Genomic DNA, 20,835 nt, shown 5'->3' with positions numbered 1-20,835 from the left:
ACTCGGTTCCCTCATCTGTGACGGCGCCTGGCCCGGTTCTGACGTGGACAAACAGGACCAACCGGCCTGTCTCAGTCCCCTGCTAGAAGACCGCCGCCACCCCGAACGCCACGTTGGTATTCTTGATGGCGTCGGGCTCGAAACTCTGCTTGCGATTCGACCGTTGAAAGCCCGCCATCGCCCGGATCGACTCGGTCAGCTGTTGGATGAGCATCACTTCGCCCTGGATGACGTCCTCATGGGCGCCATTGCGAATGTCGCCGACGATGCCGCTCGTCCAGTCGTTCCGTTCATAATGAAAGGCCGCCGACAAGCTCAGCCGCTCCATCAACTCGACGTCCACATCGGCGCTGACATAGTTGTTGACGTAGGACACGTCATCCCGCAATTGCGGCTCATTGCGTCCTTCCGCCAGACCCCGCTCGTAGTGATAACTGAGTCCGAGCTTGACCCGTTCGGAGACCCGCCATTCCACATGCGGACCGATCGTCCAAAAGTTCGTGTCGCGTTGGGCAAACGCATCGTTGTAACGGCGAATTCCGACTCTGCCCAATAACCGGACCTCGACGTCCTTGGTGAGCCGCTGCTCGATTCTGGCGCTGGCGATCTGGCTCGTCACCACCTCGTTCACGAGCCCCTCGCCGCCGGGCCGGCGGTCTTCGTTCTCACCGAGGAAGAGGTTCGGGGCATAGTAATATCGAAGAAGCAGGTGGGTATCTGGCGTGAAAGCCTGGAGGGCCTGAACTTTCAATGTCCCGTGATTGTATCGCGGGTTTTCCGCGTAGATGAATCCTTGTCCTCTGATGCTCAAGTGCGTGGTACCCCACCGGTTGTCCACGGACGTCCGGGCAATGGCATCGGGTTCGAAAACCACATCCGATCCTTGGTTCGTCAGGATGGAGTCGAGCGCAGGCTGGGTCGGATCTTCGTCCCTGGTCAACCGGCGCGTGGCAGAAAAGATCCCCACGTCGTCGGTGTAAAAGAGCAACGCGCGGCCTTCGAAATTCGTTTCGGCTGATGCCGCGCCGGTCTGCGCCACGAAAAGAACCGCCGTCACCCACCCTGCACCCGCCAACCGCGCCATTATTCTGCTCGACATGAACGGGTCGGCCTCGGGTCATTTGTCGAACGGGAAGACCCGTGTCCAGTCACGCCTCATATCGACGACCGACCATTCCTTTGCCGTTGCTTCGTCGAGCGCTTTGTCAAGCTTGCCGATGTGAGAAGCACGGTCATAGGCCCACTCACGCTCGGCATCCGTGTGGTGGACCAAGCCCATGAACCGCGCACCGGAACCGGCGGCCGTCCATTGCAACATCTGGTGGTCTCCGTCCGAATTGCCGAATGCCAGAATCGGCCGACGCCCGATGAACTTTTGAATGCCCACGGGCTTACCCTGGCCGTCGTCGACGAAATCTACGGCCGGCAATTTGACCAGCACCGGCCTGCCGTCGCGCAGCTCGAACTTCTCCTTGCCAACGCTGCCGACCACCTGTTCGGGGGGAATCCCGTACACCGGCTCGACCCAGGCCCGCATGAATTCCACGCCGCCGCCGGACACGATAAACGGCTTGAATCCATTCGCGCGCAGATACGCCAGCAACTCGAGCATCGGCTGATAGACCATCTCATTGTATCGGCGGCCGAACCTGGGATGTTTTGCCGTCGCGATCCACTCCTTGACGGTCGCGTCGAACTCCTCAGTTGTCATGCCCGAGTGAGACACGGCCATCACCTCGAGCAGCGCCTTCTCTCCGCCGGCTAGAAACGCCTTCTTGTCTTCCTCGATCAAGGCCTTGAAAGGCTGCGTGTCTTTCCACTCAGGATGCTTCGGCGCCAGCGCGGTGATCCGGTCGAAGGCAAATTGCAGCTGAAAGTAGATGGGCTGTTCCGCCCATAGCGTGCCGTCGTTGTCGAACACGGCAATGCGCTCGGCCAGTGGCACGAATTCAGGACCTCCCACTGTCGTGACCCGCGAGACGAAATCCGTCAGCGACTTCTTCACCGGTCCTTCGTTCCAGGAGGCCAGCGGATCCCCCTGGGCCGGGACCGGTCCCGCCGAAACGAAAACAATCAGCACGATCATGAATGCCCGCAACCTCATGAGAACCTCCGCATGCTTCATCGGATCTTTTTCCGGATCGTCATATAGCCTTTTTCTGGCAGGAGCAACCAGTTCGTCACGGCCTTCACCCCTTCGACTCCCGCTGCTGCGGTCTCGGCATGGTGACGTTCCGGCTCCCCGGACACGACGCCGAGCAACACGACATGTCCGTCCAACACCTCCACATGCACGCGGCTTTTGACGACTTTGGGCTCGATCGCGAGCGCCGAAATCACTTGGGCCTTCAGGGATACATCCGAAGTTTTGTCCGACATGGTGTTTCCATCGGCGCTCGGTGCGGTCACGGGCAAGTAGCCCTCCACCGATCGAATGCCCTGCACGTGCCGGGCCGTCTTCAAGACTGCTTCGCCTTGTTCCCTGTTATCCACGTGGCCGACAAGATAGGCTCTTTCCATAAACACATTGATCGACAGAGTCAGGCTGGACAGTCCCTGCTCCGCGACCATGGCCTCATGGATATGGACCTTATGGAGATCGTCCTGCGCGATCGCTGCAGGGCTTAACTCACTCTGAGCCGCTTCGAGCATCGCCTTGTATTTGGCTCCCACGCAACCAGCGGTCCCAACAAGCGCCACGACCAGACCGGCCGAGCAGGACCACTGCATGACGCAGCTCGCACACCGCAGAAACCGTGCATCCCCTAACATGTCCGGCTCGCCTCCCCCGTCATCAGCAGCACAGCGCCCAACCGGCGCGAATCGCATCCCCCGTCCTATCTGACGACAGGCTTCTCGTCACGTAACTGAAAGCCCACCTTAATCTTGTCTCCGAGCAAGTGCTCCGCAAGGATTCGAGCCCACAGGCGCCGCGCGATTTCATGCACCGGGATGGTCGGCGTATCCTCGATCAGCTCGCTGGTCACCGTCGCTTCACCGGTCGCTTCCCAGAGAATTTCACCGGTCCGCATGTCCCACAAGCGCATCCACAGCCGAAGCGTGGCCGCGCGCATCTTCACCACTCTCCAGCCGGCCAACATGAGACGGTCGCCGATCGCCTCACTGAAATCCGCCAGTCCAGGCTGAAGCACATATCTCACGCCGAGCGCCGCCCCGATCTTCTCCAAACGTTGGCGATCGAAGATGCCGCTGCGGGAAAACCCGGCGGCCATTTCTTCATAGTCGGCAACCAACCCGTTGCTGCTAATTCGATTGAGTGTCTCGATCGGAGGGATCTCGTGAAAGGACGGTGTCGAAGCGGCCAACGCTTCGGACAGCGCGTGAGAGACGACTGGACGATAGCCCTGCAGGGCCGCGGGAGCGGCGGCGGGAAAGGTCATGAGCGGCTGCGCGGTCAATACGGAGGCGTCCAGGGACGCCGGCTTGGGCGTGGATACGCTGTACATATCCGACAGATGGAACGGCGTGCAGCCTGCAAGCATTGCTATTCCAGCCGCAACGCACGCACATTTCATCCACTGATGAGTTCGAATTTCGTCTCTCTCTTCGTATGGCGTGAATGAAGCGACTCTTCTTGACTCTCCGTCTGCGCAGGACGAGCTTACAACACTCCACGAACCAAAATCATTCGCCGCGGGCCTCATCAGCATCGAATTCCCCATGGCAAGCTGACCCCAGAGCCGGTTTGCTTTCCTGTCATTTTTGACAGTATCATCCCCCGGAAAACGCTCTTATACTGCGCGCGCCTGACGCGTTGAACACTCGTGATCGAGTATTCGTCTCAGACAAGATCCCAAGGAAAGGACCGATGACCATGACGACACAATTCTCTGAAAGGCTCCGTGGAATTCGGCTCGTCGTCGTACTGGCACTGCCGTTATTGTTCTTGACCGGATCGCTCGCCAGTCCTGCCTGGGCCGCCTCGGCCAGAGAACTTGACGCCCGTGTGGCCGACACTCTTGAGAGATTCGAAAAGGAAGTCCCAGGCGGCAAGGGTCTACTCGAGAGCAGCCAAGGCGTGCTGGCATTTCCCAGAGTCCTCAAGGGAGGAGCCGGTTTCGGAGGAGAATATGGAGAAGGCGCGCTCAGAATCGGGGACAATACCGTCGATTACTACAACATGTTTCAGGGTTCATTCGGATTACAGCTCGGCGGGGAAATCAAGACGGTAGTCATCATATTCCTGCAGGAGGAAGCCCTGAAACGCTTCAGGGAAAGCGAAGGGTGGAAAGCCGGAGTAGATGGCTCAGTCTCACTGGTGACGTTGGGGGCCGGCGGTGCCATCGATACCCACAATCTGAAGGACCCTATCGTCGGCTTCGTCTTGGGCCAAAAGGGGCTGATGTACAACTTGTCGTTCGAAGGGACGAAATTCACCAAGCTCAATAAATAAGCTTGCTCGCAGGTTGACCTCCGGCGGTCTCGGCTCCAGGCACTCTCCGATTGCCGACGCAGCCGAGCATTGCACCTCACTGACGCGCTCTACCGTGGCCGCACGATCTCACCGATCACTCTTCCGCAATAGAACGGTGTCCATTGGCCGGCGCGGATCCAGGCCGGTGGTGAGGTGCGGGCGCCACGCCATGACGTCATCCCCATGGCTTCGATCATTTTGGACGGGCGCCTGCCGAAGGCGGCGGCGGCAGGACATTCCAATCCGACCAGTATCCTCTAAAATGGGTGCCGGCACGATCGGTGGGCTCCGGATCTACAATACCGCTCCGGAAGAAGACAGCGCCGTACATGATCTGCCTGTACCGATCCTGCCGTAGGATTGATGGATATTGATGCGAACGTTGAGATGAAAGGGGAAGGCAGATCATGAATTCCGAGCAATCGAGCCCGATCGGATGGAAGCATAAAATCATCGAGGAAGTGATCGAGTATTGGATCATATTCGGCTACATCGCCCTTGTTCTGGTCGCGTTCACGTGGTATCGCCGCTTGATACTGGCTCAATACCATATCGAGTATACGGAATACTGGTTCCCTCTCATCGAGGCCGCCGTCCTGGCGAAGGTAATTATGGTGGGAGATTGGCTGGGTTTGGGTCGTGGACTGCAGCACAAGCCATTGGTCCTCAGCACACTGTATAAAACATTCGTCTTCACACTCTGGGTGGCCTTATTCACGCTGATAGAGAAGACAGTCCGGGGATTGATCCATGGACACGGCGTGATGGGTGGAATTGACGAGATGGCGAGCAAGGGCCCTTATGAATTGTTGTCCTGGTGCATCGTGGCGTTTTTAACCTTCATTCCATTCTTCGGGTTCAGGGAACTCGGCCGCGTACTGGGAATGAAAAGAATCAGAGCCCTCTTTTGGAAACAATCGATTTCCGCTCAGGCACCCCTGTAAGTCAAGACGATTGGCAGACCACCTGCCACGCTGCCGCCATTTCCGAACCGACTTATCTCCCCTCTCAGCTTCTTATCGCCACTCGACCGTGCCGAATCCGGTTTCTCCGAGGAACACGTACATCAAGCTGACCGTTCCCACGGATTGATCCTTGAACTCGATCGCCGGATAGCTGGCGTTTCGATGGGAATGAGAGTACCGCACGGCCAATCCATGCCGGTCATATACTCTGACGGTCAGGGACGAGTCCCCGCGCATGATATGTTCCCATCCCTCCTCCGACGCAAAGGTGTTGCTCACATAATATTCACGTCCGCTGAGATCCACCATCACCCGGTCGCCGAACATGAAGCGGAGCGAGAGCAAGGCGTGAGGGGTCAACCCATAGTGATAGTCCCGCTCGCCTGTCTGCTCGATGTTGCCGGCCGCTCCGTAACCGGCGCCGGCGAGCGCCGTCCCCTGCATCGCCACGTTTTGCGACAACCAACTCTGCCACGTCGTGCCAAGCGATAGAGCCGTGTTCGAGACGCGAAAGACTTGCGGGGAAATATAGTCGTAATTTCCATACAGTCCCCATATTCCCCGAGTGGAATTCCCGGCCGAGTAGTCTGTTCCCAGGAGCAATCCTCTGATGTTTAGACTCTCCAGAACGTTGGCCGTGACGGCGGTGACGTGGAAGTCGAAATAGTCGAATGGCCGCTTGTAGGTGTACCCGGGTTTGCCGGGCAAACCGTAGCTAAACGTGAAGTCGGCAATTGCGCCCGTCTCTTCCACGGATGACGACACATTCCTGCTGCTCGATGAAATCGTGCCTCCCGCCTGCAGGCGCATGAACGTGGCGGGCTTGTGACTGGGAAAGACGGCGTCGAACTTGTCGCCGAAGACCAGGCGGTTGAATCCCATCGGAGGTGAAATGACGGCGGCGCCCAGTTCACGCCAGAACCCGGGTTTTCCGTCGCTGTCCTCCAACAACAGACTGGCCATCCGAAAGAATGACTCGCCGAGAAACGTCCCGCCGATCGGCGTGGCAATCATGTCGTTGATCGAGGGATTAGTCGTCTCACCGGCGATTTCCCAGACGAAGCTCCCCGCGACGCTGTAGAGAAACGATTCCCAGAAATTCAACCCGGTCGATCGGGCCAAGCCGTAGTAGATGCTTCCCCCGTAAGGGTGAAGAAACTGATTGACTGAGAACTGGTCATTGTCGATGACCCATTTGCCGTCGCTCAGATGATTCCAGATCGTATTCCAGTCGGTTTGATAGTCGGATTTGGGCTCGACGAAATTTCTGTCGAACAGGTTCAGAAAAAACTCATAGGCGAGGATTTCACCGGCAGGGAGGACATAACTGCGGCCAGCGCCCGTCTCCCAGACGAGTTTGTCGTTCCACCAATCGCGAGTGGTGCGAATGACCTTGTCGGCAGGTTGATGCGGCACATGCGCGGGCGGAGGCTCAAAGGGTGAGGGAGGGCCCTGAATCGGGCTGGAATCGACAGTCGGATCCTGAGCCAAACTCGAATGAATCGGCGCGAACGTTAGCGCCACGACCCCGATGAGGAACAGGAGCCATCGAACTGCCTTCCGTTTCATTCCCGCCTGCGGCACACGACGGTCACTTTATTTCTTCAAAATCCTCAGGCTTCCAGGACCCATCGAAAGCCGGGCCCACCGGACCGTACAGTCGGAGGTAGACGAACCAACCCTTGCCGGGGATGGTCTTGATCCACCGGCCTTCCTGTCCGGCCGGTGCCTTGGGACCAAAATAGAGATCGGTGACACCGGTCTGCGGCACGTCCTTCAATTCGACGAGCGAACGCAGCGCGGCCTTGTCCTGGGTCGTCTGAATCATCGAGCGCGTCTGATTGTCGTAGACCGTCACCGACCAAAACAGCTTTTGCGGCACAGGCTGGGGGATCGACAGTTTATAGGTCTTACCGCCGTCGAGGTAGTTGCCCTTCTTGTCGCGCAGCCCGAGCCAGTAGAGCGACCCGGCTCCTTCCACTCGCAGTACCATCTTTGGCGACATGCCGACGGCCTGCGAGAACCAGCGATCGCGCGCTTCGAGATCGATGCCTGTCGGCAATTCGAAATCGCCGTTCTCCCAGCGCAGCGTCGAATATTCCCACTGACGATCCTTCCAGACGAACCGGTCCGGGCGGTTGCTGGCAAATCCTGCCGCCAGCATATGCGCGCGTCCGTCTTTTGCCGCACGTAGCAGGATCTTCTTCATCCGTTCATCTGGTTGAAAGGGCTTGTCCTTCTCGATGCCGAGCATGGCAAGCATGCCGTACATGGGGCGGAACTCTTCGATCGCCGGTTCTTCCTGGAGCACTTTGTGCAGTCTCTCCCAGAACTTCAGATTACTTTCCCAGCGCAACAGCGTCACGTCGATCTTGTCTCTCGTGCGGTCCACGAACTCATAGGCGGGTGGGTTATCGGCCTGCGAGAGCGGGTAGATCTTCACCTGTCGTTGAGCCTCGAGACCGGCATTCATGTCGCCGCCGGGCGGCAACGCGCGGGCGCCCACCAATATGAAATGAGTCTTTGAACGGCCGGCATAATATCCGGCAGGCACTTCGCCCTGATAATCCGGCGGCAGGATCAGATGCTTACCCCCTCGGCCGGCGTCGTCGCCCGGCAATCCGATATCGTGAATCCATCCGAAGTGATGGTCGTTGACGATGCCGAGATATCCTCCAGGCGGCAGCTCGATCACCAATGACCCGGTTTCTTTGAGATTGAACACGCCGCCCATATACGGAGTATCGGCATTGCCGGTGAACAACACGTGCCGCGGACCTCCGGAGAGAATCATGGCGCTCTTATTGTCCACGGCTCCGGCGTCGCGCGTCCCCTGAAATGTGGCCTCCATCGAGACAGTCGGATAGAAGAACCGGTAGGTTTGGATCGCCCGCTGATAGTCCTGTTCGTCCTGCACCCGTTGCGCGGCCTTCGGCGTCGGAAATCCGTTCGTGAACGCATACTCTTCAGCCCATGCCGATGTGGAGACCAAGATGGCAGCAAGACTCAATCCGGCAAGTTTCTCAATCATGGCCGCTCCTTTCCGTATCTGCAAAAGATTCCATGATTCCTTCACTCGCCATCTCCCTGTAGGCAAGGCTTATATAGCGTTTCTGCTGAGTGGGATCGATGCCCAATCCCCAGCTATCCGTGCCGCCCTCACGGCAACCTGGGCATAACATGTTTGAACACGTAACGGAACTGGCAAAATTGCAGGCTGAGTATCCATTCCGTTGCGGACATTTTGTCCTTGTTCACCTCTCTGTCATAACTGACAGTAGCGGAGCCAGGCCGCCTATGCTAAGAGGGTCAGAGGTTTGGGCTGCAATGGCAAAGTAATTCCGGGTATGGAAGGAGGTCTCCGTGGGACTTCTCAGCACGATCCTTGAAAAACTTGGATTGGGTCATTCGACTGCGCAGGCCGGTCAGCAGACCGCACCGCAAACATCGTCAGCCTCATCCGTACCGCCCAAGACCGTGCCCCCCAAGTCCATGACGGTCGTGGACATCGTCGCAAAACTGGAAGGCATGGCGGCCACGCACAAGGAAAAGCTCAACTGGAAGACCTCGATCGTGGACCTGCTGAAGCTGCTCGGCATCGACAGCAGTCTCACGGCGCGCAAGGAGCTGGCGACGGAACTGGGATGCCCTCAAGAAAAGATGGGCGACTCCGCGCAGATGAACATGTGGCTGCACAAGACCGTGCTCAAGAAACTCGCGGACAACGGCGGCAACATTCCGAAAGAGCTGCTGAGTTAGTTGGAATGAGCCACACTTGGAGGGCGTCGTATGGACACCACAGGTCTCATCATCAATCTGATTAGCGGAGCAGTGGGAGGCAATGCGGCTGGGGCTGCCATGCCGGACAAGAGCCTCGGCACCTTGGGCAATTCCTTGGCCGGTCTACTCGGTGGAGGAGTTGGAGGGGCCATCATCGAAGCACTGGCTCCTGCCTTGTCCCAAGGCGGCGATTTGGGGTCGATCATCGGCAACATTGCCGGAGGCGGAGTCGGCGGCGGGTTGCTCATGATTGTCGCGTCTCTCGTGAAGAACGCCTTCGCGAAGGCGTGATATTAACCTCAATACGACTGAGGCTGGTTAGCTGACAGTATATCCCCGTCCGGTCATGCAAGCGGTGAACGCCCGCTTGTATCCCGCGACGCTGGCCTCGTATTTCTGTTCAGCTTGCTGCTGGGCCATTTCAGTCTCTCTCGCCTGGCGGCGTCTCCTCATCGCTCCGCCGGTGCCTCCGACTGCCGCACCTATGGCGGCTCCCTTTCCCGCATCGCCGGCGATGGCTCCGCCGACCGCACCGAGAGCGGCGCCTCTCGCTGCACCGTGCACGACCTGCCCGTGCTGTTGGGGCGGAGCAGCCTGCTGCACCGTTTGAGTGGGATCGAACCCCGTCTGCTCCTTGCTCCACTTGTAGCAGGCGAATTCATCCTGCTCCTGCTGGTCTTTCGATTGTCCCTTGCTCGGATAGACGAAGACGTCCAACCCGGCCGATGCCTCCCCTGCCAGTAGAGCAACAACCATCATAACGATGACCGAAAATGTATACAGCATCTGATCCTCCTACAAATTATCCAGCATGTCAGCGTTCATCAGCCATCACCGTTCACGGTTGCGGAGCGGCCGGACTCGACTGCTCCGATGGACCCGGCTGTCGCTCACCCGTCTGAGGAGAGGATTCCGGTTCGGCCACAGCCTCCGCGGTTCCAGTGATCAGGGGCACGTTGCCCAAAATCGAGAGCCGGACGACCATGCCGACCACGTCGTCGAGTTGGACGAATCTGGCGGCTGCGACAGGATTCAATTTCTTACTCAATATCTTGAAGTACTTCTGGCGCAGAGCGAGGTCCGCTTGTTGGTTTTTCCTTGAGGCGTCGACCAGCTTCGTGGCTTCCTCGTTGCTCATCGTTCCATGCTTGTTGATGAAGGTCCCGAGCAGGCGCAGCCGTTTGGCGTCCAATTTCTGCCTTTCCTTTTCGTATTCGTCATACACCCGCCAGAACTTGTCCCACTGCTTCTCATTCAAAACCATGCCGCGCTCGAACACCTGCTCTCGTTCATGTGAAAGGATGTACCGAATCTGATCCATATCCAGTGCCGGAGTGACCCGCACCACGGTGATATCCTTGTCGGCAGCGTAGCCGGCACAAGACATGAACAGGATCAGTCCGATGATCGCCGTCCAGAATTGGAATTTCATAGGGCTCCCTTCTCGATCTCATCGATCGGCTGCATCCGACGGGATAGATTGACCTACATCATTCGACCATTCGTCACACGGGATTGAGCGGCGGCAGACTGTTGTCGCTTTGCCGCCGGAACATTGCATGATCTTCACTCAGCCGTGTTCTCACTCGCGTGAGGGCACGTTCGAGGTCGCGAATCGAGTGGTCCGGCGAAGGTGGTGTGGATCCGAAACGTCTGTCGAATAACGTCTCGGTTGCCAACCGGTATTGATCATCGCCTGCCAGGTCGATCGCTCGTTCGGCCAGCGCCGGCTTGCCCACCGGCTCGCATCGGTCCAGCCAGCGATAGAGCGATCTCACCGTGCCCTCGTCGTCGTTCCCTTCCGCTGCGCTGGAGAGTCTTGCAAACGCCGCGGCTTCGGACGATTCGTAGATTCGCCGCTGTATTGCTCGATGCTCTGCCCACTGTGCGCCATATCGTTTGAGGCGCGGCCAAAGCCATCCGAGTACCATGAGCAGGCCGACGAGGCCGACCATCCAGACCCGCGACGGCTTGAGTGCTTCCTCCGCTCGCGTCGCGCCAGCGGCAGCCACCTCCTCCGGAATGGCGATCTCAGGCCGGTAGCCGGAAATTGCCGCGACGTCGAACGTGACAGAGGGAATGGTCTCGCCGCGCACCTTCTTTCCGACCGAATCCCACCACTGAACCGTCACCTCGGGCAGGCGGTAGTGCCCGGCACGTTGGATCGTATAGGTCGCCGACTCGGTCCGGCGTCCCGCGACAAAACCCTGGCGGTCTTTGGAGAGGTTTTCCACGACCGGAGCCTTCGAGTACACAGCCAATCCATCCACCTCGGCAAACGAGAGCGGAGGAAGAAACATTCCCGGCATCCCATCAGCCGTCAGCGTCAGGGTTCTGGTAAAGGCATCCCCGACCCGCAATCCGTCCAACCGACGATCGAACCGCTGGCTCACGTCGAGATGCGTCGTCGCGAAGAACTGCGCCATGCCCTCCGCACCGGGGGGCACCCGGGCATGAAGCTTTCGCGCCGGCGTCCAGAGGCGCACGGGTTTCTCGACCAGACCGGGATGCACGAGGATCTGCAACCGAGGAATCGCGTACTCGCGAGGCTCCATAGGAGTAATCCGATAAATACGGGAAATTCCAAACCATCTCGTGCCCTGAATATCCTCGGTCAAGTGAGCCGGTTGGTCATCTGAAAGCGTCGCCAGCGCCCCGGGTACGTCCAAGGCGGGAAACTGCGGAGCACCGGCAAACCAGGTGGTGACCAGGACGTCCACCACCAGCTGCACCGGTTGTCCCACGACGACCGGTCCGGACGGTTCGAGCCTGGCCCGCACCATCCACTGCGCGCCATCGCCGGCGAACACATACCCCGGAAGCAGACACACAAGCAGCATCAGCGGCAGCATCATGACGAACCTCGTGTGGCTTTCGTCTTGCCTTCCGCTTCGATGCGGAATTTCTCCCTCAGAAAGTCGGCCGGCGAAATGGTGAGATTGCGCATCCACATCTCGGCCATCTGCTCCGGTTTGACCTTGAACTGCGGAACCTTTCCAGCCTTGCCTTTCTTGCCTTTCTCGTCGAACTTGATATCGTCGGGATCCAGATTCGGGTCTGCTTCGCCTTCTTCGGGATCCTTGGGCTTCTTCGGAATGAGCCCCGCCACGAGCTTTTGATTCTCCGTTGCCTCGGAAAACACCTGGCGCCCCTTCAGGGCATTGTCATAGGCGCCGACTGCCGCGGGATAGTCCTTCATGCGCGCATAACAGTTCCCCATGAGAAACATCGCCTCCGCGCTGTCCAACCTGGCAAACTGCGCGAGCGCCGCGGCATAGTCGCCGGCTCGATAGTAGGACAGTCCCTTCCACATCGGATCGCGATACCGTCCGGCAGCGGTGACATAGTCGCCATGCTCGAAATACCACCGACCCTGCTGGTCTGGCGTCATGAACCAACTCGCCATAATCTCGAATATTGAAGCACGAAACCCGAAACTGGAAGATTGATCAGAAGACACTGTTGCGTATGGCTCATCTGAATGTAGACTCGTGCCTTTTTCAATGTTTCGCATTTCGAGATTCTGATTTCGAATTTGTTTCGCATTTCGTGCTTCGGATTTCGATTGTGCCAATTCTCCCTGTGTTGTTTTCTCAGAGCTAGCAAGCTGTTTCGAATTTCGATATTCGAATTTCGAATTTTCACTGTGCGGCTCAGCTCGCAACTCGAATGGCCAGACTATCCCCGTGATTACCATCAATAGCAATACCATGAGCCAACTGACCGTCCATCCTTTACGGAACCAGAAGGCAGCGAGCAATAGAATCGGGAACGTGCCGTAGTAGCCGAATTCCTTCCAATGGACTTCGGCCGTCTTCTCCTGCATGACCTGCATGTGGTGCATGGCCCGCCGCTGGACCCATTCGACGTCGCTTTCATCCAGCGTGACGCTTGCGACGGGAACTCCCGCTTCCGAACTCAATCGCGAGAAGACCTCACGATCCAGCCGGGCCTGAATCGGTTTTCCCTGCCGATCCACGGCCATTCGTCCTTTGTCGCCCCTGATCGGCCCTCCCTCGGCCGTCCCGGCAGCCAGCACGATCACCTGATGCGGCGACGTTTGTCCATGCTCTGCAAATGTTCCGATCTCGGATGGATTGAATCCGTCCGTCATGAACAGGACGGTGCCTGGCACGGATTCCACGGCCAGGATCCGGTCCGCCACAGCGAGAGCGTCGGCGGCATGTCGGCCGGCGACCGGCATGAGCTTCGTGTCCAGTGCCTCCAGGAACAGAGCGAGCAGCGCCGGGTCTTCACTGGGTGGCAACACCAGATGAGCCGTGCCGGAGTACACGACCAAACCGGTTCGCGATCCGGAGCGAAGGGCCGCCACGTCATGGATCTTCTGTTTCGCACGCTCGAGTCTGGTCGGCGGGAGATCGATTGCGTCCATACTAGGCGACAGATCGAGCGCCACGACCATCGGCGCGCGGTCTTCCAGAAACGGCGGCGGTTCCTTCTCCCAGGTCGGCCCGGCTGCCGCAACGCCGGCCAGCACCAACGAGACGGCCACCCAATGAATGGGCGTGAATCGGACACCGGACGGTTCACCGACGAGAAGGTGGTCGAGCAAGGCCGGTTGGATGATACCGCGCCACCGTGCCTTCGGATCGGCCTGCTTGCCCCAGAGCCAGGCGATGGCGAGACCGGCAGGAGCCAGGAGTAGGAACCAAGGACGCAAGAAGTGAAAGAGCTCAAGCATGGGAATACAAACTCGAAATTCGAATATCGAAATTCGAAATGCTATGAATACTGCCTACAAATACGAATGTCGCAAATCGAACAGGGACCATGTAACTTGAAATTCGAAACTCAGGGATCCTGCTTCACATTCGACTCGCTTTTCCGGAGAATTGCGCCGAATATATTCATCAGTTCATGACACTCTTGAATCAACAGAATCCGCTCAGATTCAAGAGTTGCAGCATCGCATTTCAAGCTCCGGTCTCCATATTCCCCTTGTTTCGAATTTCGATATTCGTGCTTCGGATTTGAGACTTCTCGCCAATAGCTGTCCAAGCGAGCATCGCGAGATGATAGGCGACCAGCAGCAATGCCGCGACGCAAAGCGGGTAGAAATAGAGCGCCCGCTTCGGACGATAGAGCGATCGCTTCACTTTCTCAGGCGTGATCTCGTCGAGCGTTTTGTAGATACCTTCGAGTCCTTGCCGTTGTTCTCCTCGAAAGGATCGGCCACCCGTGGTCTGGGCAAGCTGTTCGAGCGCGTGCAGATCGACCCGCTGCTCCCCTTCCGCCTTTGGATTGCCGATCCCGATCGTATGGATCGTGACTCCCTGCTGTTTGGCGATCTTGGCCGCCTGCTCCGGCGGAAGCTTGCTGGCGGTGTCGTTCCCGTCGGTCAACAAGATGAGAACCCGTTCTTTCATCTTGGACCGTTCGGTCATCTTGATGGCGACGCCGATCGCATCGCCGATGCTGGTCTGAGGCCCGGCCATGCCGATCCGAAGCTCGTCGAGCAGCAGCCGTACGGTGGCATGATCCAGGGTCAGCGGCGCCTGCGGAAAGGCGGCGGAGCCGAACACGATCAACCCGATTCGGTCGCCCTTCCGCCGGTCGATAAAATCGTCCACCACTGTCTTGACCGCGGTCAACCGATCGACGCGCCGCCCCTCCCGGTCGGTGAAGTCCTTGGCCTCCATGGACTGGGACAGATCGATCGCCAGCATGAGATCGCGGGCGGCTTCCACCCGTTCGATGGGCGGCTCGACCCATTGCGGACCGGCGGCCGCCAGGAGGAGCAGTCCCCACGAAACCGGCGCGATGAGTTTTTGCGCCCAGTTCGTCCTGAGCACGACCGCGCCTCGCGCCGGCGTGAGGCCGGCAGCATGCGCGGCTTCCTCAAAGAATGGAACCCGAACGGCCCGGCTCGCTTCCCGGTACGGAGGGAGCAGCCACCATACGAGCAGCGGGATGGGCAACAGGGCAAAGACCCACGGAACATCAAAGATGAGCATGATGTTCTTTGATCCAGCGGCGCACCAATACGATGACGTCTCTGATCTCGGATTCGGGAACTACGGCAAGTTTCGATGGTTCGGCATACGAGAACAGAGTCAGGAGGCGGCCCGGTCCGTTGGAGAATCCTCCCGAAGCATAAGTCCGATCCAGAAATTCCCACCAGGCTCGATCAGAGAGGGCCGCCGCGGTCTGTCGTCCGGCGGCAGCCATGGCCGTTCGCTTGAGCAAGGCCGGGATTGCAGTCAAGGCCCGATGTCGCTCATCGGCATTGTCGATCCGTGACTCGATCTCCGCCAACTCTTTCAGGGCCGCCAGCCGATATCGATTGGCGGCGCGGTACCGAACCACTCGCCAAAGACCATAGCCGATTGCCCCCAACGCGAGCGCCCCGATCAGGAGCCAACCGACGGTCTGCGGGATATAAGGGACAGGATCGGGAAGGGGAATTTCCTTGAGAGCTTCGAGACTATGAGCGCCCTGGTCCATGTCAAACTCTCACTTCACAAGTGGTACACGCCGGCCCAGCAGGCGTCTGATTTGCTCGATCACCGGCTCACCGGAATCGATCGCGAGCAACGGCACATCGCTTCGGCGTAACATGGCCGCGACGTGCTGGAGCCGGCCGGCAAAGAAGGATTCGAGCGGCTCCCGAACCTGCCGTTCGTTCAAATTGACTTCGACTTGCAGTGTTCCTTCAGTCACCACCAGTTGTCCGTCCCCGACGGCGCTCCGCGCGAGCGGATCGAAGACCAATACGGCAACCAAGTCGTTATGCACCCGGAGCTCGCGAAGCAGCTGGTCTGTCCGCTCGCTCATACCGGCGAAATCGCTCACGATGCAGACGAAATGATCATGATGAGCCGCCTGCAGCGCTCGTTCGAGCGCCCGGTCCAGTTGGGAATACTCCGCGTGAACCGGACTTCCCGCAGCAAGCGCCCGATTCATGTCCGCGACGGCACGGCACAGGGCCTCGACGCGGCTCCGGCTGCGATGCGGACGGATATGGCGAATCTCATGGTCGTTGAAGACCATTGCACCGACCCGGTCGCCGGCGTGAAGCACCATCCAGGCCCCCAACGCCGCAACCTGCGCGGCGGCCACCGACTTGAGCGCCAGTCGTGATCCGAAGAACATCGGCATGCGTTGATCGATCACGAACAGCGCCGGACGGTCCCGCTCTTCCGTATAGGTGCGGACATGGGGTTTTCCCAACCGGAGCGTGACTTTCCAGTCCAGATTTCGAATGTCGTCGCCCGGCAGGTAGTCCCTGATCTCTTCGAAGTTCAACCCCCGCCCGCGCATCCGCGAGGTATGCCGCCCTGACAAGACACTGCGGCTCGTTCTCCGAGGCAGGAACGTCAGACCCGCAGCCTTGTGCTCCAACGCCATCAACTCGGGGACCGAGACATAGACCCCCGGAATCGAGGCTTCCGGTAATTCAGCTTTCCTCATGGATGAACCAACCATAATAGGGGTCCGGATCTCCGTTCATGACGCGTCGCATCTCTTCCCTCCACGAGGGGCGATCACCGTCGTACGCGTGGAGTCCGGCCCGATAAAACGTCATCAACCGCTCACGGTCCGCCGTCATCCGTGACCGCAACATCTCGTCGTCTCCGCGCAGGGGTGGAACCTCATACAGGGCAAGCAAGCCGGGTAAGGTCTGCGCCACTTCCTTCGGCCTGACCCAGGACGCATATTCGATGCGGGGACGATCGTCCGTGACGGCAGGAGCGCCGGCGGCATACCGCTCGAGCCCGGCTCGATCCGTAACCCAGAGGGCCAGTAGGGCCGCGGGAGATGCAATTCCGACTTGGCGTAACGCCGTCGCCACGCCAGGTTGACTCAGTCGTTCCGTGATCCTCGGCACGTCGAGCTGCAGCGGCTCGAAGGAACCGACCAGCAACATCTCGTTGAATTCCGTCGTCCAAAGCGAGACGTGCGGGAAGCTATCGAGAACGCTTCGAACCAGGGAACGCGTGTCCTCGTCGTTCTGGGTCGACAGAGGCAGCCATTGCGCGAGGAGTCCTGATGGTTTCAAACGCTTGCCGACGAGCGCATAAAACTCGGTCGAATAGAGGTTCACGACCCCTGCGGCCGAGGGCGGCGGAGGTTCGAGCGTGATCACGTCGTATTCGTCTTGGCTGCGCAACAGTTCTCGGCGGCCGTCGCGCAGGCGGACGTCGATTTTCGGATTGTCTCCCGCGCCAAGATTGGCCGGAAAGAGCGGCGCGGTCCGTACGACGGCCGGCAGAAGTTCGGCTACGACGCGGCGTTCCAAGTCTTCATAGGCCAACAGCGCGCCGGCCGTAATGCCGGTCCCGAATCCGATGACCAGTGCCGATCGCGGCTCGCCGTTATGAATGACCAGCGGCAACAACGCCTGCAGCCGCATGTAGCGCATCGACGGCATCGCGTCTCCGGAATTGGACACACCCTCGATATACAGCCGCCTGAACCGGTTGTGACCGGCCCGATTCTCCACCACCGCCACTGTCCCGCCCGGGGATTCGTCATAAAAGAGGAGCGTTCCGGCTCGCGCCCCCGGAAGTAACGAGGCCAGACGGTCAGCCGGCGTGACGACCGCGACCAGGACCGTCAGGACGCCGGTACCGAGCGTCGCCCATCGCAGCATCGAGCCGCTTTCGGCTTCCCGCATGGCCGCGATACCACCCACGACCGATGCGGCGATGGCCAAGGCCGCAAGCGCATGGACGAGTCCGAGCATGGGAACGAGCACGAACCCGGTGACCAGGGTTCCCGCAATACCACCCGCGGTGTTGAGCGCCACCACGGCCCCGGTCTGACGTCCGACATGCCGGGCGTCAACCGTCAGTCGAATCACCACTGGAAAGGCCGCGCCCAGAAGCAGCGTCGGCACAAACACGATGGACACCGCCGCGACGGCAAACCGCGTGCACATTCCGAACAGAGGACTGCTCGTCAATGCCAGAACGGCCGCCTCCGCCTGGGTTTGCACGATGACGAGCCATCGGCCGAGTAACGCGATCTCCAGCAATGCGACTGCGCCGGCCGCGGCCAGCAAGAACCCGAAGGCTGCCCATGGATGGCGAAGACGATCCGCATGTCGCGCACAGAGTGCGGAGCCGATCACGAGCCCTGCAAGATAGGTCGCCAGCACGATGGAGAAAGCGAAACTCCTGGTACTCATGAACGGTACGATGGCCTGGGACCAGACCACTTCATACCCCAACGCGATTCCTCCGGCGATGGAATAGAGCACGAGCGCGAGCGGAATGTTCCCCGGCACGACGGCTGCGGGCGGAAACCGATCGTCCACGTCGAAAGGCCTTGACATCCGGTCGAGAGCGATGGCACCAGCCACCACGGCCAGATTGGCCGCCGCGGCCGCGAGAGCCGCGCCGCGAATGCCAAGAAAGGGAATCAAGAGAAACGAACAGAGGAGGGCGCCGGCCACCGCCCCCAGCGTATTGCTCGCATATAGGCCGGCCGCGACGAAACTGATCGCTTCCTGTAACGGCTGAAGCGAGCGGAGCAGCGCAGACAGCGTTCCGCCCATGAGAACGGCCGGGACCGCCACCAGCGCGAGCGGAATCGTCCATGCCGCCGGTCCGACCGCCGCTTCGGCCGTGGCGAAGAGTTCCGCCGTATGGGGAAGCGCAACGGTCACCGATACGCTCAGCGCCGCGATGCCCGCTTCGATGCCCCCGTAAAACAACAGCGGCCGGCGGACGCGATCGACCACCCGGCCCAACAACAGGCTTCCCAAGGCCATGCCGCCGAAGAATGCGCTGATGCCCGCGGCAACGGCGTAGACGTCCACCCCGACGATCAGGGAGAGTTGCTTGATCCAGAGCACCTGATAGACAAGCGCGGCGGCTCCCGATGCCGCAAGCAACAGCGCCGTCATCGGTATGGCGTGCTGAGCAGACCGTCGAACCGCGACCGCGTCTTCCCCGTTCACCTGAGAATCCGCGCGCGATGCCATGGTGAACGGCTTGCTCATGTCATGGAGGCGCCGCCCGCCGCTGAGGCAGGCGGCACCCTATCCCGCTATTCCAAGCCTCGTTTCTTGAAGGATTCGTCGATCTTCTTGTCCACACCCTTACGGATTTGGTCGATGCTGAAACTCGCCGGACGCTGACTCGGTGGGTACTCCACGAAGCTTTCGAGAAACGCGGCCGACTTCATCGTGCCCATGAAGATGATGTAGGCGTTTTCCACCCGCCATTGGTCGTAGCCGCTTCCGGAGACCTCGGCGTGCTCATAGGGGTCCATCCGAAGGTTGAACATTTTCGGCACCCGCAGCGGCGTGAACGGATGGGCCCAGACGTCGAACTGGCCTGGTTGATCCTGCCGCTCGTACACGAGTTTCCAGTTGCCGACTCGCGCCGCGACCAGATCACCGTCGTCGTTGAAGTAAAAGAACTCATCGCGCGCGCCCTTGGCGCTCTTTCCGGTGAGATGATCGAGCTGATTGTAGCCGTCGAGGTGATTCTTGAAGTGCGTCTTGCCGCCGGACGGCGTCCAGCCCTTGAGCAACCGATCTTTGATCGTCGTATCGCCCGCCGCCGCCAGCAGGGTCGGGAACCAATCCAGGCCGGAGACCATTTCGTTGGAAATCTCTCCCGGCTTGATATGACCCGGCCAGCGCACCATCGCCGGCACCCGGAAGGCCCCTTCCCAGTTTGTGTCTTTCTCGGAACGGAACGGCGTCGTGGCTGCGTCCGGCCAGGTGAACGCGTTGGGTCCGTTGTCGGTCGTGAAGACGACGATGGTGTTGTCGGCGATCTTCAGATCATCAAGCAGCTTGAGCAGCTTGCCCACGTTCTGATCCATTTCCCACATGCCGTCCGCATACTCATTGCCCTGCATCCCGCTCTTGCCGCGATACTCCGGCCGCACATGGGTAAAGATGTGCATGCGCGTGAAATTCATCCAGGTAAAGAAGGGCTTGCCGGCCGCGTGCTGCTTCTTCATGAACTCCAGCGCGGCGTGAGTGGTCTCGTCGTCGACCGTCTCCATGCGCTTGCGGGTGAGCGGTCCCGAATCCTCGATCTTGCCGTCGCTTGAAGACTTGATCACGCCGCGTGGCGCGTTGGCCTTGACGAACCCCGCGTCATCCCGCGGGTAGTACGGCCGCTCCGGTTCTTCCTCGGCATTCAGGTGATACAGATTGCCGAAGAATTCGTCGAACCCATGGTTGGTCGGCAGGTATTCATCCTTGTCGCCGAGATGGTTCTTGCCGAACTGGGCGGTCGCGTAACCCAGCGGCTTGAGCGCCTCCGCGATCGTGATGTCCGTTTTCTGCAAGCCGACCGACGCACCGGGAATGCCGACCTTCGATAGTCCGGTCCGCAGAACGGCTTGACCGGTGATGAACGTGGACCTGCCGGCCGTGCAGCTGTTTTCGGCATAGTAGTCGGTGAACAGCATGCCTTCCTTGGCGATACGGTCGATGTGCGGCGTCTTATAACCCATCAACCCGTGCGTATACGCGCTGATGTTGGATTGACCGACGTCGTCGCCAAAAATGACCAGGATGTTGGGCTTCTTCTGTTCCGCTTGTGCCGGCAGACCGGCCAACACAGCCATCCCTGCGACCATGATCGCGCAGGCTTTCAGCTTGGAACGCATGTCATACCTCCTTGTCGAAACAACGAACCAGTCGCCTTCCCGCCGTGTGTCGATGTA

At 59.5% G+C, this 20,835-nt stretch carries 19 protein-coding genes; 4 read left to right on the top strand and 15 right to left on the bottom strand.

What is annotated here, in order from left to right; genetic code table 11:
- Positions 1–82: 82 nt before the first annotated feature.
- The 4 genes from NSJP_RS13365 to NSJP_RS13350 form a co-directional block, all read right to left on the bottom strand.
- Positions 83–1,099 carry a hypothetical protein gene (locus NSJP_RS13365; RefSeq protein WP_155970197.1) on the bottom strand — a complete coding sequence of 339 codons (1,017 nt, stop codon included), beginning with the start codon at positions 1,097–1,099 and terminating at the stop codon, positions 83–85.
- A gap of 18 nt (positions 1,100–1,117) precedes the next feature.
- Positions 1,118–2,104: an HAD family hydrolase gene (locus NSJP_RS13360; protein WP_155970195.1), complete on the bottom strand. Its 987-nt coding sequence runs from the start codon at positions 2,102–2,104 to the stop codon at positions 1,118–1,120.
- A 17-nt stretch (positions 2,105–2,121) separates the two neighbouring features.
- The gene (locus NSJP_RS13355) at positions 2,122–2,730 is read right to left on the bottom strand and encodes a BON domain-containing protein (protein WP_172834336.1); all 609 of its coding nucleotides are present in this window, start codon (positions 2,728–2,730) and stop codon (positions 2,122–2,124) included.
- Between the two features lie 107 nt (positions 2,731–2,837).
- The gene (locus NSJP_RS13350) at positions 2,838–3,503 is read right to left on the bottom strand and encodes a hypothetical protein (protein ID WP_080887370.1); all 666 of its coding nucleotides are present in this window, start codon (positions 3,501–3,503) and stop codon (positions 2,838–2,840) included.
- 332 nt (positions 3,504–3,835) lie between these two features.
- On the opposite strand from NSJP_RS13350, the gene NSJP_RS13345 reads away from it, so the two are divergent.
- Positions 3,836–4,414, top strand: coding sequence for a lipid-binding SYLF domain-containing protein (locus NSJP_RS13345; protein WP_080888599.1), 579 nt, complete (start codon positions 3,836–3,838; stop codon positions 4,412–4,414).
- A 428-nt stretch (positions 4,415–4,842) separates the two neighbouring features.
- Entirely contained in the window at positions 4,843–5,379 is a 537-nt protein-coding gene (locus NSJP_RS13340; RefSeq protein WP_080887369.1) for a hypothetical protein, read from the top strand.
- A 72-nt stretch (positions 5,380–5,451) separates the two neighbouring features.
- Here NSJP_RS13340 and NSJP_RS13335 read toward each other — a convergent pair whose 3' ends face one another.
- Together NSJP_RS13335 and NSJP_RS13330 are read right to left on the bottom strand one after the other, a co-directional pair.
- The gene (locus NSJP_RS13335; RefSeq protein WP_155970193.1) at positions 5,452–6,969 is read right to left on the bottom strand and encodes a DUF3943 domain-containing protein; all 1,518 of its coding nucleotides are present in this window, start codon (positions 6,967–6,969) and stop codon (positions 5,452–5,454) included.
- A gap of 22 nt (positions 6,970–6,991) precedes the next feature.
- Positions 6,992–8,431, bottom strand: coding sequence for a DUF1254 domain-containing protein (locus tag NSJP_RS13330; RefSeq protein ID WP_080887367.1), 1,440 nt, complete (start codon positions 8,429–8,431; stop codon positions 6,992–6,994).
- A 332-nt stretch (positions 8,432–8,763) separates the two neighbouring features.
- On the opposite strand from NSJP_RS13330, the gene NSJP_RS13325 reads away from it, so the two are divergent.
- Together NSJP_RS13325 and NSJP_RS13320 are read left to right on the top strand one after the other, a co-directional pair.
- On the top strand, positions 8,764–9,159 hold the full coding sequence (locus NSJP_RS13325; protein WP_080887366.1) for a DUF3597 domain-containing protein: 396 nt from the start codon (positions 8,764–8,766) through the stop codon (positions 9,157–9,159).
- 30 nt (positions 9,160–9,189) lie between these two features.
- Positions 9,190–9,471 carry a hypothetical protein gene (locus NSJP_RS13320; RefSeq protein WP_080887365.1) on the top strand — a complete coding sequence of 94 codons (282 nt, stop codon included), beginning with the start codon at positions 9,190–9,192 and terminating at the stop codon, positions 9,469–9,471.
- Between the two features lie 27 nt (positions 9,472–9,498).
- On the opposite strand, the gene NSJP_RS19765 is transcribed toward NSJP_RS13320, so the two are convergent.
- The 9 genes from NSJP_RS19765 to NSJP_RS13275 all read right to left on the bottom strand — a co-directional run bounded on the left by NSJP_RS19765 (position 9,499) and on the right by NSJP_RS13275 (position 20,748).
- Entirely contained in the window at positions 9,499–9,966 is a 468-nt protein-coding gene (locus NSJP_RS19765; protein WP_080887364.1) for a glycine zipper domain-containing protein, read from the bottom strand.
- Positions 9,967–10,018: 52 nt separating this feature from the next.
- Entirely contained in the window at positions 10,019–10,612 is a 594-nt protein-coding gene (locus NSJP_RS13310) for a hypothetical protein (RefSeq protein ID WP_080887363.1), read from the bottom strand.
- Positions 10,613–10,685: 73 nt separating this feature from the next.
- On the bottom strand, positions 10,686–12,035 hold the full coding sequence (locus tag NSJP_RS13305; protein ID WP_080887362.1) for a BatD family protein: 1,350 nt from the start codon (positions 12,033–12,035) through the stop codon (positions 10,686–10,688).
- On the bottom strand, positions 12,032–13,882 hold the full coding sequence (locus tag NSJP_RS13300; RefSeq protein WP_080887361.1) for a VWA domain-containing protein: 1,851 nt from the start codon (positions 13,880–13,882) through the stop codon (positions 12,032–12,034). Before NSJP_RS13300 ends, NSJP_RS13305 begins: the two co-directional genes overlap by 4 nt.
- A 232-nt stretch (positions 13,883–14,114) precedes the next feature.
- Positions 14,115–15,155 (bottom strand): vWA domain-containing protein, encoded by a 1,041-nt coding sequence (locus NSJP_RS13295; RefSeq protein WP_080887360.1) that lies wholly within the window; start codon positions 15,153–15,155, stop codon positions 14,115–14,117.
- A complete protein-coding gene (locus tag NSJP_RS13290; RefSeq protein WP_080887359.1) occupies positions 15,142–15,645 on the bottom strand; it encodes a DUF4381 domain-containing protein in 504 nt (167 codons plus the stop codon). Before NSJP_RS13290 ends, NSJP_RS13295 begins: the two co-directional genes overlap by 14 nt.
- 9 nt (positions 15,646–15,654) lie before the next feature.
- Complete coding sequence (locus NSJP_RS13285; RefSeq protein ID WP_080887358.1) at positions 15,655–16,611, bottom strand: DUF58 domain-containing protein; 957 nt, start codon at positions 16,609–16,611, stop codon at positions 15,655–15,657.
- Positions 16,598–19,129, bottom strand: a complete 2,532-nt coding sequence (locus NSJP_RS13280; RefSeq protein WP_080888598.1) for a fused MFS/spermidine synthase — start codon at positions 19,127–19,129, stop codon at positions 16,598–16,600. Before NSJP_RS13280 ends, NSJP_RS13285 begins: the two co-directional genes overlap by 14 nt.
- 65 nt (positions 19,130–19,194) lie before the next feature.
- Positions 19,195–20,748, bottom strand: a complete 1,554-nt coding sequence (locus tag NSJP_RS13275) for an arylsulfatase (protein ID WP_407938658.1) — start codon at positions 20,746–20,748, stop codon at positions 19,195–19,197.
- Between the last annotated feature and the right edge of the window lie 87 nt (positions 20,749–20,835).

The sequence above is a fragment of the Nitrospira japonica genome (assembly GCF_900169565.1).
Taxonomy (GTDB): Bacteria; Nitrospirota; Nitrospiria; order Nitrospirales; family Nitrospiraceae; genus Nitrospira_C; species Nitrospira_C japonica_A.
The sequence above is the reverse complement of the archived record's forward strand: the minus strand, read 5'-3'. Positions and strand labels throughout refer to the sequence as shown.